This is a genomic window from Vibrio proteolyticus NBRC 13287 (assembly GCF_000467125.1).
Taxonomy (GTDB): Bacteria; Pseudomonadota; Gammaproteobacteria; order Enterobacterales; family Vibrionaceae; genus Vibrio; species Vibrio proteolyticus.
The window spans coordinates 77,919-91,506 of sequence record NZ_BATJ01000012.1; the positions used below are offsets into that span (position 1 = coordinate 77,919).

14 protein-coding genes are annotated in these 13,588 nt (G+C 50.9%); 9 read left to right on the forward strand and 5 right to left on the reverse strand.

Features of this window, described 5'->3' with window-relative positions:
* Positions 1-24: 24 nt before the first annotated feature.
* Positions 25-1,206, reverse strand: a complete 1,182-nt coding sequence (locus VPR01S_RS15185) for an MFS transporter (RefSeq protein WP_021706242.1) — start codon at positions 1,204-1,206, stop codon at positions 25-27.
* Between the two features lie 102 nt (positions 1,207-1,308).
* On the opposite strand from VPR01S_RS15185, the gene VPR01S_RS15190 reads away from it, so the two are divergent.
* Together VPR01S_RS15190 and VPR01S_RS15195 are read left to right on the forward strand one after the other, a co-directional pair.
* Positions 1,309-2,277, forward strand: a complete 969-nt coding sequence (locus tag VPR01S_RS15190; protein ID WP_021706243.1) for an endonuclease/exonuclease/phosphatase family protein — start codon at positions 1,309-1,311, stop codon at positions 2,275-2,277.
* Positions 2,278-2,340: 63 nt separating this feature from the next.
* Positions 2,341-2,832 carry a GNAT family N-acetyltransferase gene (locus VPR01S_RS15195; RefSeq protein WP_021706244.1) on the forward strand — a complete coding sequence of 164 codons (492 nt, stop codon included), beginning with the start codon at positions 2,341-2,343 and terminating at the stop codon, positions 2,830-2,832.
* Between the two features lie 19 nt (positions 2,833-2,851).
* Here VPR01S_RS15195 and VPR01S_RS15200 read toward each other — a convergent pair whose 3' ends face one another.
* Both VPR01S_RS15200 and VPR01S_RS15205 read right to left on the reverse strand, forming a co-directional pair.
* Positions 2,852-3,862 carry a phosphotransferase gene (locus VPR01S_RS15200; protein ID WP_021706245.1) on the reverse strand — a complete coding sequence of 337 codons (1,011 nt, stop codon included), beginning with the start codon at positions 3,860-3,862 and terminating at the stop codon, positions 2,852-2,854.
* A complete protein-coding gene (locus VPR01S_RS15205; RefSeq protein ID WP_021706246.1) occupies positions 3,835-4,116 on the reverse strand; it encodes a GNAT family N-acetyltransferase in 282 nt (93 codons plus the stop codon). Before VPR01S_RS15205 ends, VPR01S_RS15200 begins: the two co-directional genes overlap by 28 nt.
* Before the next feature lie 133 nt (positions 4,117-4,249).
* Here VPR01S_RS15205 and VPR01S_RS15210 point away from each other — a divergent pair, with 133 nt between their 5' ends.
* Positions 4,250-4,981 (forward strand): flagellar brake protein, encoded by a 732-nt coding sequence (locus VPR01S_RS15210; RefSeq protein WP_021706247.1) that lies wholly within the window; start codon positions 4,250-4,252, stop codon positions 4,979-4,981.
* Between the two features lie 50 nt (positions 4,982-5,031).
* Here the strand turns inward: VPR01S_RS15210 and gltS are convergent, their stop codons facing one another.
* Positions 5,032-6,258: a sodium/glutamate symporter gene (gene gltS, locus VPR01S_RS15215; RefSeq protein ID WP_021706248.1), complete on the reverse strand. Its 1,227-nt coding sequence runs from the start codon at positions 6,256-6,258 to the stop codon at positions 5,032-5,034.
* Positions 6,259-6,950: 692 nt separating this feature from the next.
* Here gltS and VPR01S_RS15220 point away from each other — a divergent pair.
* The 6 genes from VPR01S_RS15220 to sstT all read left to right on the forward strand — a co-directional run bounded on the left by VPR01S_RS15220 (position 6,951) and on the right by sstT (position 12,305).
* The gene (locus VPR01S_RS15220) at positions 6,951-7,871 is read left to right on the forward strand and encodes a polyprenyl-phosphate transporter (RefSeq protein ID WP_021706249.1); all 921 of its coding nucleotides are present in this window, start codon (positions 6,951-6,953) and stop codon (positions 7,869-7,871) included.
* 127 nt (positions 7,872-7,998) lie between these two features.
* Positions 7,999-8,427, forward strand: coding sequence for a hypothetical protein (locus tag VPR01S_RS15225; RefSeq protein WP_021706250.1), 429 nt, complete (start codon positions 7,999-8,001; stop codon positions 8,425-8,427).
* On the forward strand, positions 8,424-9,038 hold the full coding sequence (locus tag VPR01S_RS15230) for an SCO family protein (protein ID WP_021706251.1): 615 nt from the start codon (positions 8,424-8,426) through the stop codon (positions 9,036-9,038). The genes VPR01S_RS15225 and VPR01S_RS15230 overlap by 4 nt, the downstream gene beginning before the upstream one ends.
* A 1-nt stretch (position 9,039) precedes the next feature.
* Positions 9,040-9,498, forward strand: a complete 459-nt coding sequence (locus VPR01S_RS15235) for a copper chaperone PCu(A)C (RefSeq protein ID WP_021706252.1) — start codon at positions 9,040-9,042, stop codon at positions 9,496-9,498.
* A 278-nt stretch (positions 9,499-9,776) separates the two neighbouring features.
* The gene (rsgA, locus tag VPR01S_RS15240; protein WP_021706253.1) at positions 9,777-10,820 is read left to right on the forward strand and encodes a ribosome small subunit-dependent GTPase A; all 1,044 of its coding nucleotides are present in this window, start codon (positions 9,777-9,779) and stop codon (positions 10,818-10,820) included.
* A gap of 249 nt (positions 10,821-11,069) precedes the next feature.
* On the forward strand, positions 11,070-12,305 hold the full coding sequence (sstT, locus tag VPR01S_RS15245) for a serine/threonine transporter SstT (RefSeq protein ID WP_021706254.1): 1,236 nt from the start codon (positions 11,070-11,072) through the stop codon (positions 12,303-12,305).
* A gap of 64 nt (positions 12,306-12,369) precedes the next feature.
* On the opposite strand, the gene VPR01S_RS15250 is transcribed toward sstT, so the two are convergent.
* Positions 12,370-13,539, reverse strand: coding sequence for a tetratricopeptide repeat protein (locus VPR01S_RS15250; RefSeq protein ID WP_021706255.1), 1,170 nt, complete (start codon positions 13,537-13,539; stop codon positions 12,370-12,372).
* Between the last annotated feature and the right edge of the window lie 49 nt (positions 13,540-13,588).

Below are 13,588 nucleotides of genomic sequence, written 5' to 3' on the forward strand. Positions count from 1 at the left end.
TGCTTTGTTTGTTCAGGCCAAACGCTAGCTCCAGCGCAACACCCGCACTTCATTCCCTTCCTGTGGCTTACCGGGAATATTGAGCGATAACACCAGTGACACCAAAGCCATGCCCGCGCCAATATAGAACACAGCCGCCGGAGACACCAACCAGATCAAGCCAAAGGTTACCGGAATGACAACCGCCGCAATGTGGTTAATGGTGAACGATACGCCCGCGGTCGAGGCCATATCCGCCGGATCCGCAATTTTCTGGAAATAGGTTTTTATCGCCAGTGCCAACGCGAAGAACAGGTGATCGACCACGTACAATGCTGCCGCCCATTCCGCAGTGGTGACCATGGCATACCCCACAAACACCAGGATCAAACCTGTGTATTCAAACATCAGCGCTTTGCGCTCACCCACGACACCGATAAAACGGCCGATTCGCTTGGCAAACAAAAAGTTAAACAGGTAGTTAATCAAAAACAATAACGTGATGTCGGCCGCTGAGTAGCCGAACTTTTCCACCATCAGGAAACCGGCAAAAACGGTGAAGATTTGTCGTCTTGCCCCGCTCATGAAGGTCAGGGCGTAATACAACCAGTAACGCTTGCGCAGCACCAGTTTCTTGTTCTGCGGCGTTTCGGAGCGAAATTCCGGAAACGCCAGCGCTATCCAGAGAACCAGCGCCAGTCCAACCCCTCCGGAAATCATATACACCCAGGCAAAATCAAGCTGAACGACCTCCAGCATGATCCACAGTGCTCCGTAAGTCAGCAACGATGCAAGAGCACCAACCGAGATGAGTTTCCCCAACATCTCGGGCGCCTCATCTTTGTTCAACCACTGCAACGACAGCGACTGTTTAAGCGTTTCGAAGTAGTGGAACCCTGTCGACATTAACAAGGTCGTCATCAACAAACCAAACAGAGACGGAAACAACCCCGTGATGGCGGTGCCTATGGTCAACATCGCCAGTGCAAGCAGCATGAAACGCTGCTCTCGAATAAACAACAATACAAAGACAGCGGTGAAAGCAAGAAAGCCAGGAATTTCACGGACACTCTGCAATAAACCGATATCCGCGCCATCAAAATGCGCCTTTTCAACCACAAAGTTATTCAGTAGCGCCATCCAGCTAGAAAACGCGATCGGGACAATAATCGAGATAATTAACAAAAAGTTCTGGGGAGTTTTCCAACTGGCGGGAGCCTGATTCATAATAGTGTCTCTACACAACGTAAAATACGATCTTAAAGCGGAATTTAACCAAACCGCAATCATTTGCGTAAAAAATCTTAACATCACAATCCGGAACCCTGAATGTCAGAGCCTGTCACCACACTCACTTTTGCCACCATGAATTTGTTCAACTATGTTGAGCCGCCGAATGCGTTCTATGACTTTGGCAATATCTACACGCAGGTTCAGTGGCAGAAAAAGTGTGACTGGCTGGAGAGACAACTCAAGCAGGTTAATGCAGATGTCGTCGGCTTTCAGGAGGTGTTCAGCCCCAAAGCCCTGCAAGCTCAATTGCGTCGCCTTGGTTATGCTTATTTTGCCACCGTTGACGGGCCACATATCGCCGACGACTACATTTACACGCACCCCGTCGTAGCAATCGCCTCTCGCTACCCAATTGAATCCGCAACCCGCATCCAACGTGTCCTGTCTCCCGACCGTTTTACGTTCAGCAGAGAACCCTTGCACGCGGTCATTACGTTACCAGTGATTGGCCATACCGATGTGTACATCGTGCATTTTAAATCTCAACGGCCCATGGAAGGCGAGCTTTTATCGGACACGACATCTGAATGTGTGTGGCGGCAAGAGCTGGCTGGCCGCTGGCAGTCGAGTATCCAAAGAGGCTGGGAAGCGCACTGCCTGCATCAGTCTCTCGTCACTACAAAGCAACAATCGCAACGCCCGTGTCTGGTGATGGGGGATTTCAACGCCGATTACCACAGCGGCGAGTTTGCCGCTTTACGCTCGAACGGCCCGTACCGACAAGACCCACAACCTTACGCCCGCTACCATCTGCATGACGCTTGGCATTTGTTCAGCGATCAAGAGGTTACACGCCCTTTCACTCATTACGCTGGCCCTCAGGGCAGCGTACTCGATTACATCTTAGTCTCCGACGAATTTCGCTCCTCTTCGTCATTTTGTCTCGCCGATATCTTGCGCTATCAGGTAATAGACAAACATCTGGTTAACCCTGATTACGCGATCGATGGGGACAGCAGTGATCACGCTCTGGTTGCCCTGAGTGTGACGTGCCGCGCTGGATAAGAATCTGTTTGCATTTCATCTGGTTAACGTTACATTGGAGGTCAATAATAAAAGGAGCCTCTTATGGAAATACTCGTTCGTCCAACTCAGGTGAGTGACGCTGCTGCCCTATGCGAAATCTATTCACAGCCCAGCGCTCAGGCAGAAACCCTGCAACTGCCAAGCCCTTCGCTCGCGATGTGGACGAAACGACTCGAATCCATTCCTGAAGGCGTGTATTCCTTTGTTGCCGAGGTAGACGGTCAAGTCGTCGGAAATATCGGCTTTGAGCACAATCAACGACCACGACGTGCGCATTGCGCCAGCTTTGGCATTGGGGTGCATGATGAATTCCACGGGCTTGGCGTCGGCTCTAAACTGATCGAAACCGTGTTGGATCTAGCGGACAACTGGCTACAGGTCAAACGCGTCGAAATTGAAGTCAACAGCGATAATGAGAAAGCGATCGCCTGCTACAAAAAATTTGGTTTCGAAATTGAAGGGGAAGCCAAGGGCTCGGCCTTTCGTCACGGCAGGTACATCAATACCTACTACATGGCACGTTGCCGCTTTTGATTAAACGGCGCAAAGAGGCTTACCCACGGTGAGCCTCTACCACGTCTAATGCCCGTTCGGTCAACGCTTCAGTGTACGGGTTAATTTTCCAGTGTCCCGGACTCCACCCCTTAATAAAACGCTGAAAATCGGCCCATGCCAGCGCAAACAGTGGCCGCCAGGCACGTTCAACCTGATGTGCAGACAGTTCTGGACGACAATGTTGCAACGCCTGTGTGAGATAACGGAAATAACGGTCGAGCAAGGCACTTTCGAGTTCGGCACACTGCGCAGGTTCCACCGCACTGCTGATAAACAACGCCACGTCTTTCATCGCACAACCACGGCCAACGTACTGAAAGTCAACCGCCGCCGCGCCTCTGTCGTCGGCCCGGAAGCAAAAGTTAGCCAGTTTGGCGTCGCCGTGAACCAGTGTCTGATACGGCGCTTCGCTTAAGAGGCGATCCAGTTTTACGGCTGCGCGCTTTAACCTACTGTCATCCAACGCAGCCAACTCATCTGGACGCGTCGCCAGATGCCAGTATGTGCCATTGTCCCACAATCCGTCCGCCGGAGACCCGATGTGACTGGCATGAAACCACGCCAGCCAACGCAACACAGACTGAATTTGCGTCGGCGTTGCCTGTTGACTGACCTTGGTGTACCCCAGAGTGCGCAGATCCTCTATGACCAGCAACATCTCCTGATCCTGCCATTCAATCTGCAGTGGACGCGGCACCGGCGTGTGTGACAGACATTGGCCGGCATAGTCCTGATACCAGCGGCACTCAACCTGATAGGAAGACAGCTTGCGTTGGTGGGCTCGATCAGTGTTCCAGCCTCGCGGATGGCATGTGGGTTTAGGCAAACGGATGTGTTTTACGATCACACTGGGCCCGTGCGCACCTCTGACCGAGAGCCGCACCAGTTCGCCGTATCCGCCCCACAGAGTCTGCAGCACGTCGCACCGGGAAACCTGTTCGATACCCAGCGGTGCGAGTAAACTGGCATATTCGTCGAGTATCACGGTTTCGCCACCAAGTGCGCCCATTGAGGATGGCGGTTGAGATAGTGCTCAACGTAACTGCAAACCGGACGTACGGTCAGGCCCATTTGTTCAATCTCAGGCAATACCGTTTCCATCATGACTTTACCGTATCCTTTCCCTTGCAGCTCATCCGGCACCCGGGTCGAAGTGATCGCCATGACATTCCCTTCCAACTGGTATCGAACCAGCGCCTCAAACTCCGGTTCCACACGGACCCGAAATTCGCCGCGCTCGGCATCATGAATTATTTCATTCATCGTATTCACCCTTCAATTTTTTGACAGAACGCTCAATTATTGACGGCTGACAAATTGAATATTCGCCGCGTCGGCAATAAAATCGTTAAACCAGCCTAACTATAACAAAAATGGCTGACGCAACGGAGGCTAGATGAACACACAGGCAGTGGCAAAAAACGAGATACAACGGGGAAACAAAACCGTTTCCACACTCAACAGCACAGACGCGCTGGCGATGTTGGAACATGGCAGTGAAATGACCATAGGCATCACCACACCTGTTGGCACAACCTTTCGCTGCAAAACCGCGTTTATCGGCACCCATTCCAGCAATCTGATCCTGATTGAGATCCCCAAGATCTCCGACGACGACATCAACTTTTTCTTTCAGGAAGGCTTCTGGCTGACCGTCCGGGCGATCTCTCCACGCGGGGAAGGGGCTCTGGTGCATTTTCGTAGCCAACTGACCCATTTCGTGCGTGAACCCGTCAGCATGGTGGCCATTTCCGTTCCCGGTACCATGCAAGTGACGCAACTGCGCAAAGAGCCGCGCTACGAAGTGAACCTGCCGGGTAAAGTGATACTTGGAGATTATCGTTCGGAGTGTGAAATCCGCGATTTGTCAAAAAGCGGCTGCCGTTTTATCACCGCACCGTTAGGGCGTACTTTCCTGGTGGGGGATGAAATCGCGATTGAGCTGAGCGCCAACAACAAAGAGCAAAACGTTTTTGCGCCGCTGTACGGCAAAGTCTGCAATCTGCAACGCTCAAAGCACTACTCTCGCTATGGGTTGCAATTTGACGAGCAAGGCATGACCAATGCGCGCAACCTGCTCGCTCAGCTCAAGTTTGACGGCACGAAACTGACGCTTCGATCCAGTTAGTTCCACAAAAAAGGCTCTGCAGTGCAGAGCCTTTTTTGTGTCAGATTACGTTAACCAATAAACGAGATGTAACCCTGCAAAATGATCAGGTTGACGATATCGATAAAGAACGCACCCACAATCGGTACCACCATAAAGGCCTGAGGCGACGGGCCAAATTTATTCACCAGCGACCCCATGTTCATTACCGCAGTGGGTGTAGCGCCCAGACCGAAGCCACAATGTCCTCCCGACATCACCGCCGCGTCATAGTTGCTGCCCATCACTTTAAACGTGACAAAATAGGCAAACAGGCCCAGCACCACCGACTGCACCGCGAGAATGATCAGAAACGGCACCGCCAAATCAAAAATATTCCACAGCTTGAGGCTCATCAGCGCCATCGCCAAAAACAGCGACAACGACACAGTGCCAAGAATATCGACCGTTTCTGCATCTATGGTGCGAACTTTGGACACTTCCAGAACGTTGGTGATGAACACCCCGATAAACAGAGCGTATACAAAGTCTGGAATCATCAACCATTTGATGTCAAAGCTGCTGACCCATTGCTCCAGATACTTCGCCCCCGTCACACAAAGCAGCAAAATAAACAGCACTTCGATGACTTTCTTCGCCGTAACTTTGTCTTCTTCGTATTCGTTGTATGTGACGACCTCAGGAAAGCGCTCATGGGTACGGACACCGCGTCCATACTCAGACTCAAATTCATGTTTTTCAATCAGTTTCTGCGCCACCGGGCTACCGATGATGCCACCGATAATCAAACCAAACGTGGCCGACGCCATCGCAATTTCCAACGTGTTGGACAAACCATAGTTTTCGGTAAACGTTTGTGACCAGGCTGCGCCGGTGCCATGACCGCCCGATAAGGTGATAGACCCAGCAATCAGTCCCATCAACGGGTCCAAACCCAATGCCGTTGCCAAAGAGACACCGACACCATTCTGAATGATGATGTAGAACGACGCGACCCCCAGGAAAATGAAGACTTTCGCCCCACCTTTCATCAACTGGGTATAGTTAGCCGCTAGGCCGACCGTACTGAAGAACATCAACATAAAAGTGTTCTGCAACGGCAGAGAGAATTCCAGATCGACACCCTGAAAATGTAGGGCAGTGATCAACACTGCAACGATCAATCCGCCGACAATCGGCTCGGGAATGTTAAATTTCTTTAAAACGGGAATTTTGGTGTTTATGAAATGACCCAGAAACAGCACGCTGATAGCGATTAAGAAAGATTCCAGTGGTCCCACCGACAATACGTGATTCATATAACCTCTTTATTGTTCTCACTCATCTTCCCTAACGAGCCAGAGCAAAATCAGTTGGTGCCTGACACCAAATTGACAGCTCTTGTTATTTCAATGATTGCCTATCGAATAATAACCTCTAAAAATAGCTCTATATCAAGAACTTACAACAGACAAGTTCCACTCTAAACCAATGTCAGAGCAAAGTGAAAGCGGACATTATTAAAGAAACCCGAGCGATTTGTCGAGTTTTACGCGAGATTTCAATCGAAGAGGAAGTGTAAACCGGGACAGTATCCCATTACTGAGAAAGAAAAAAAGCCAACCGCAATAACCGCGATTGGCTCAAATAAAGTGTGAACAAAATCATTCACTAACAACGTCAGTTGGCTAGGTAACCCCGGTCGCAACCGGGATTACGTTAAGTAATGCAGGTTGCATGCCATGTTTAAAACAGCCCAAATATGCAACGTTGTACTCATTATTTACCAGATTGGGTACCGCTTTGTTGCAATTTGCAAATGCATTATGCATGTGAACGCAATATGGAACAGCAATAAGCCGGATCGATCAAACGCTATGGTATTTAGTTACGTCTCGCTCCTCTTCCAGTTCAGCACCACAGAGTTAACCTGATTGAGACGGTGGGCGCTGGACAGAGTTGAGGGGTTTGAGGTTATACTCGGCACAATTCACTGAACCGAAGAGAAAGAATGAATTACATTACTACGTTCCTCAAAGGGCTTGCGATGGGCGCAGCCGATGTCGTTCCGGGCGTGTCCGGTGGTACGATCGCTTTTATTACCGGCATCTACGATACCTTGTTAGAGAGTATCCGGCGCGTTAACCCGAGCTTAATCGGGCTGTGGCGCCGCGAAGGATTTAAAGCTGCGTTTAATCATATTAACGGGCTGTTTTTGATTGCACTGTTTGGCGGTATCCTGACCAGCATTGCAACGCTGGCAAAGCTTATTTCCTGGCTGCTGGTCACTCATCCGATTCCAATCTGGTCCTTTTTCTTCGGCCTGATTCTGGTATCGGTGTACCACATGCTGCGTCAGATAGAGCATAAACGTCCGTCGCTGTTGCTATTTGCCTTGGCCGGGGTCGCATTTGCCTACTCGATTACCGTGCTCAATCCGCTCGAAATCGAGCCAACCAGCCTCAACGTGTTGATGGCAGGAGCGATCGCCATCTGTGCAATGATCCTTCCGGGTATTTCCGGTAGTTTCATCTTGCTGTTGATAGGCATGTACGCGCCCGTTTTAGGTGCAGTCAAAGCGGTTCAGATTGATATACTGGCGCTGTTTCTGGGGGGCTGTGTGATTGGCCTGCTCACTTTTTCTCATCTGTTGTCCTGGCTGCTAAAGCGCTTTCGTGACTTCACTCTGACGTTCCTGACTGGTTTGATGCTGGGCACGTTGCCAAAAATCTGGCCGTGGAAAGAAACCATCAGTTGGCGCATCAACTCCAAAGGGGAACAAGTCCCCTTACTTCAACACAACCTCACACCGTTTGAATTTGAACACATCACCTCTCAGCCGGCACAACTGGGGATCGCCATTGTTTTGATGCTGTGCGCTTTTGCTCTGGTACTGGGGCTGGAGAAATTCGCCGAAAACCGTGATGTCTGAGCACGCGGCATAGAACACGGGGCCTTCGGGCCCCACGTTTGATTATTGACATATTTTGTCTCTTTCACTCAACGACTTCCCCTCGCCTGTGCTAACATCTTCATTTTCAAGTAATCGGACCCTCGTCATGCACACGGTGATTAAACTGGCTGGAATTGCTCTGGCACTGGCTGTCGGCTTTTTCGCCTCAGACATTGCCCGCTGGTTTGACACGGGAGACAGTCGTCTCTCTCTCGACCAATATTGCGTGTTGTCTTCTCAGCCCTGCTCTCAATCCAATGTCACCATGACACTCAACCAGAATACGGCTCAGCCGCTGGTGCCGGTGCAGATCTCGGTGCAGTGGCCACAAGCCCAGTCTGAAACACTGCGCTTAGATTTGGAAGGGTTGGAAATGGAAATGGGGCGAGCACGCTTCGTGCTGAAAGCAGTTGGCAACCAGCGTTATGAAGGCGAAGTACTTCTGCCAGTCTGCACTCAAAATGAAATGACCTGGCTGGGCGAGTTGTCCGACGGTCATCAAACCGTTTACCCTGCAATAAGGATGAAAAGATGAGTAGAAACTGGTCTCTGATTTTGGTCGCGGCTTTTGCCTTAGGATATGGTGTCAAAACCTACCTCGATTCTCAGCCCGATAGCCCAGTTGCCACAGAGCAACAACCAGCCTCACCACAGGAAACCGTGCTGTTCGGCCAGAACGACCAACCGGTGCATCTTTTTGATACCAGCGATGAGCGTATCCGCATCGTGTATTTTGGTTTTACCCGCTGTCCAGATGTCTGTCCGACGTCGCTGGCCATGCTGGCCGGTGCCCTCAACCAGATCGACCCGGACACGCTGGCAAAACTGCGCCCAGTGTTCGTTTCACTGGATCCAGAACGCGATAAAGCGGATGACTCGTATCAATACGCTCAATACTTCCACAAGGCAATCGAAGGCCTGTCGGCGCCACTGGCGGTGACCAAACCACTGGCGCACAGCTATGGCGTCATTTTCCGTAAAACGGAACTGAAAGATTCGGAACTGAAGTACACGCTGGATCACAGCTCTTACTTCTACTTCCTCAAACCAGACGGCACACTGATTACAAAAGTGCCGCACACTCAGACACCGGCACCGATTGTGGCAGCTATCGAGTCGGTAACCAGCTCAGTACAAGGAAAATAATATGAAGCTTAAAGCTCTGCTATTGGCCTCTTTGGCTCTCAGCCCGTTGGCCTACGCAAACTCTGACATCATGGCTCACGATGCCTATGCGCGCGCGACGCCACCAAACGCCCCAACCAGTGCCATCTTCGCCCAGTTCATGAACCAAGGCGATGAGGACCGCTACATTGTTTCCGTTTCGACACCAGCGGCAGGCAAAGTAGAACTGCACGACGTGATCCACGACGGCGATGTGATGCAAATGCGTCAGATAGAAAAAATCAAACTGCCAGCCCACGGCATGGCCGAACTCAAGCCTGGCAGTTTACATATCATGTTGTTTGATCTTAAGCAGCCACTGGCAGAAGGTGAGAACATTGATGTTGAAGTTACCTTCGCCAACGGTGAAAAGCTAAGCTTCCAGGCGCCAGTGAAAAAAGTCATGAGCGGCATGAAAAAAATGCAGCACAGCCATCAATAATTGGCGAAAAAACAGCAAAACAGGTGAGACTCTTCCCGCCTGTTTTGTTATCATCGCGCCGTTAACTGATTAAACATAAGGAGAATCTGATGATTGTATTACGTATCCACCCGGCAAGTCAGGCGAAGTAAAGCGAACACTCACTTTCACTCTATTCCTTTCTTCCCCTCCTAAATTTGCCCGGTGTCCTTAGACCGGGGTCTGTTTTTGTTCATTCGACCCTAATATCTCTGCATATCAATGACACAGAGACGTTACTCTGTGGCTAGGGAAAAGCAATGAAACATCATTTATCATTACGCCAACTGGGTTGGCAACCTGTCTTTCAACAACAACTGTTACTCGATGAACTCGAACACGCGACCGTTGCGCGCGTTACGGCTCATCAGCGAAGCGGCTACACACTGCTCAGCGAACTCGGCGAGCACCACTTGCCTATCCATCATTCGCAACCTGCAATGACGGTGGGCGACTGGTTACTGCTCGACCCAAATGAGCAGTTCCTGCGAACGTTAGAGCGTTCGTCGCTATTCAGTCGTAAGGCCGCTGGGAGTAAAATCGCCGAGCAACTTATTGCAGCCAATGTCGATAGCGTCTTTATTGTCTGTTCACTGAATCTTGATTTTAACCTCAGCCGGATCGAACGTTACCTGGCTTTGGCACACGAAGCAGGCAGTGAGCCCGTCATCGTTCTGAGTAAACTCGATTTATGCGATGACGCGGAAGAGAAAACCGCGCAAGTCAGAGCCTTGAGCCCCCTGCTGTGTGTCGAAGCCGTAAACGGCCTTGACGCAGACAGTTGTGCCCGACTGTCCCCTTGGTGTCAACCTGGGCAAACCGTGGCCTTTATGGGCTCTTCCGGGGTCGGAAAATCGACGCTGGTGAATACCTTGATGGGCACAACGGAACAGGACACCGGTTCGATCCGTGAAGACGACAGCAAAGGGCGCCATACAACCACGTCACGTTCGTTGCACTTCATGCCATCGGGGGCGGTTCTGATTGACACCCCGGGAATGCGCGAATTGCAATTGGCAGACTGCGCCGCAGGCGTCAGTGAGGCGTTCGCAGATATCGAGCAGCTCGCTCAGCAGTGCCGGTTCAACGATTGCCACCACCAGGGGGAACCCGGCTGCGCTGTGACTCAGGCCGTCGATCGTGGTGAGCTGGAAGAGCGTCGCCTGAAGAATTATTTCAAGCTGCTGCGTGAACAAGCCCATAACAGCTCGAGCCTGGCTCAACAGCGAGCCAAGTTTAAACAACTGGGTAAAATGTATCGTTCCGTGCAGTCAGACAAACGCAAACTCAAGCAAAACCACTAACACGCTACGATTCACCCGGTAACCTGCCGGGTGAATAATTTCCTACAACAATCTCCCCACAACGCATCAATAACAAGCGCGAAACAATCAACAACATAAAATGTTACATATACAGCATTTTTGCAATTAGCTGTGCTAATTCTCAATTAATTCTAGACACATCATCTTGAGCCACTATTATTGTCATCCTCAGTTTTCAATAGCTGACATCACTATAATTTTAGAGATTGATTCATTGCAGGGATAACTATGCATCGCAACAATATTTTCGCCCGTTTTGCGCGTGGAAACCTGGTTCTCCAAATCCTGGCGGGTATCGTACTCGGCAGCGTGCTGGCGCTCCTGGCTCCGGAACGTGCACAAGAGGTGGGTTTACTCGGAAGCCTGTTCGTCGGAGCGCTGAAAGCCGTCGCTCCTATTCTGGTCTTTATTCTGGTGGCAGCTTCTATTGCCAACCAAAAGAAAAACCAACACACCTATATGCGCCCTATCGTGGTTTTGTACCTGTTCGGTACATTCACCGCCGCACTGACCGCTGTCGCCATGAGCTTTATGTTCCCTACCACACTGACTCTGGTGTCAGGCGCTGAAGGGACAACGCCACCACAAGGCATCGGTGAAGTTCTGAATACCCTGCTGTTCAAACTGGTCGATAACCCAGTGAATGCGCTGATGAGCGCCAACTATATCGGTATCCTGGCATGGGCGGTGGGTCTGGGCTTGGCTCTGCACCACGCATCAGCGACCACCAAAGCGGTATTTGAAGATCTGAGTCACGGCGTGTCTCAAATCGTTCGCTTCATTATCCGCTTGGCACCGTTTGGTATCTTTGGTCTGGTTGCGTCTACGCTGGCCACCACAGGTTTTGAAGCTCTGTCTGGCTACGCGCAGCTTCTGGGTGTATTGCTGGGTGCGATGCTGATCATCGCTCTGGTGGTAAACCCGATTATCGTTTTGGTGAAAACCGGTGAAAACCCTTACCCACTGGTACTGCAGTGTCTGCGCGAAAGTGGTGTTACGGCATTCTTTACCCGTTCAAGTGCCGCAAATATCCCGGTGAATATGGCACTGTGTGAAAAGCTAAAACTGGATGAAGACACCTACTCAGTGTCTATCCCGTTGGGTGCAACAATCAACATGGCTGGAGCCGCCATCACCATTACAGTGCTGACTCTGGCGGCTGTGCATACGCTGGGTATTGAAGTGGATATCCTGACCGCACTGCTGCTGAGCATTGTGGCTGCAGTTTCAGCTTGTGGCGCTTCAGGCGTTGCGGGTGGTTCTTTGTTACTGATTCCTCTGGCATGTGGCCTGTTTGGTATTCCAAACGAAGTGGCGATGCAAGTCGTGGCGGTAGGCTTTATCATTGGTGTTATCCAGGATTCAGCAGAAACCGCTTTGAACAGCTCCACTGACGTTGTGTTCACTGCCGCTGTGTGCAAAGCGCAACACAGAAAAGAGCAGAAGCGACTGGCAGCAGAATAAGCCGCCAAACATGCAAAAGCCCCGGTTTGATACCGGGGCTTTTTTGTGTCTATCCGATGCGAGTCTACAACTTAAAACCGGCGCTGAAGTCCATTTTAGGCGGTGGAGATTCTGGCTCAGGAGGCTGTGGTTCAGGTTGCGGCTGAGACTGCGTTGTGTCCGCTGCGCGACTGAGTAACTCTTCGTCCAGCTCATTGTCATCGCTCAGTAGCTCACTGTCAGTGGCATCTTGTGGCAACTGGATGCCACGTTTGTAGAGTTTGTTCAATACCCGGATCACAGAGTGCTTACTGACGGTTCCCGCCGCCATTTTCTTGATGATTGGCCGAACCAGAGATTGCAACCCAACAACAGAATCGACCCCTAAATTAGCACCCACCTGATCACGCAGTGCTTTTGCCGGCTCATAACCAAAATACGCCGACAGGAACAACCAGATATAGGCGATTGCGTTGCCTTTGCTCCCTCTGTCCATCCAGGCTTCACCCGCGTGATACATCGCCTGAACATGTCCCTTTTCTGCCGCCCGTTCTAACCAGTAGCAACCTTTATTGTGATCCGCAGAAACGCCAACCCCATGCAGATAATTCAACCCAAGGCGCATACGCCCTTCTAGGCTGTTAAGCTGCGCCGCACGTTTGTACCAATAAGTCGAATCCTGAGGTTTACGTTGTGGGTTATTCGCGGAAACGCACCACTCGCCAAGAAAAAGTATTGCATCGATGTTTTTTTCTTCCGCCGCTTCTTGCATCACGGAAGTCGCTTTTAATACGTTTTGATCCGTTCCCCGCCCGTGAAACAGCGCCAACGCCATGTCATATTTGGCTGAGGCATTTCCCTCCAGTGCTGAGATGCAATTTTGCCAGAACTTAGCCTGTTCTTTCAGCACCAGATCTTCCCGCATTTTCTGGCTGAGACGAACAATGCCGTACATGCCATTAATGCTGTCGAGCTTCGCGGCTTTGGTGTACCAGTGCAGCGCTTCTTTGATGTTGGTGCGTTCAGCTTCTTTGGCCAAAAACAGAATGGTTGGGACATGCCCTTCTTCAGCCTTGAGAATGCGCTCCTGCCGCTCTCGCTGCTTGTTTTTTTCCAGCGCACGACGATACGCCAGCTCTCGCTGACGTTTCTCTTCTTCCAGACGCTTTTTGCGCAATGACAGCGACAACATCCAGAGGAACACTAATATCAGTGCCAGTCCTGTGGCGCCGATCGCTATTCCGATAATACTCATCTAATGACTTCTGCTCTATTGATACTTATTGTATCGGCCATGGACGAAA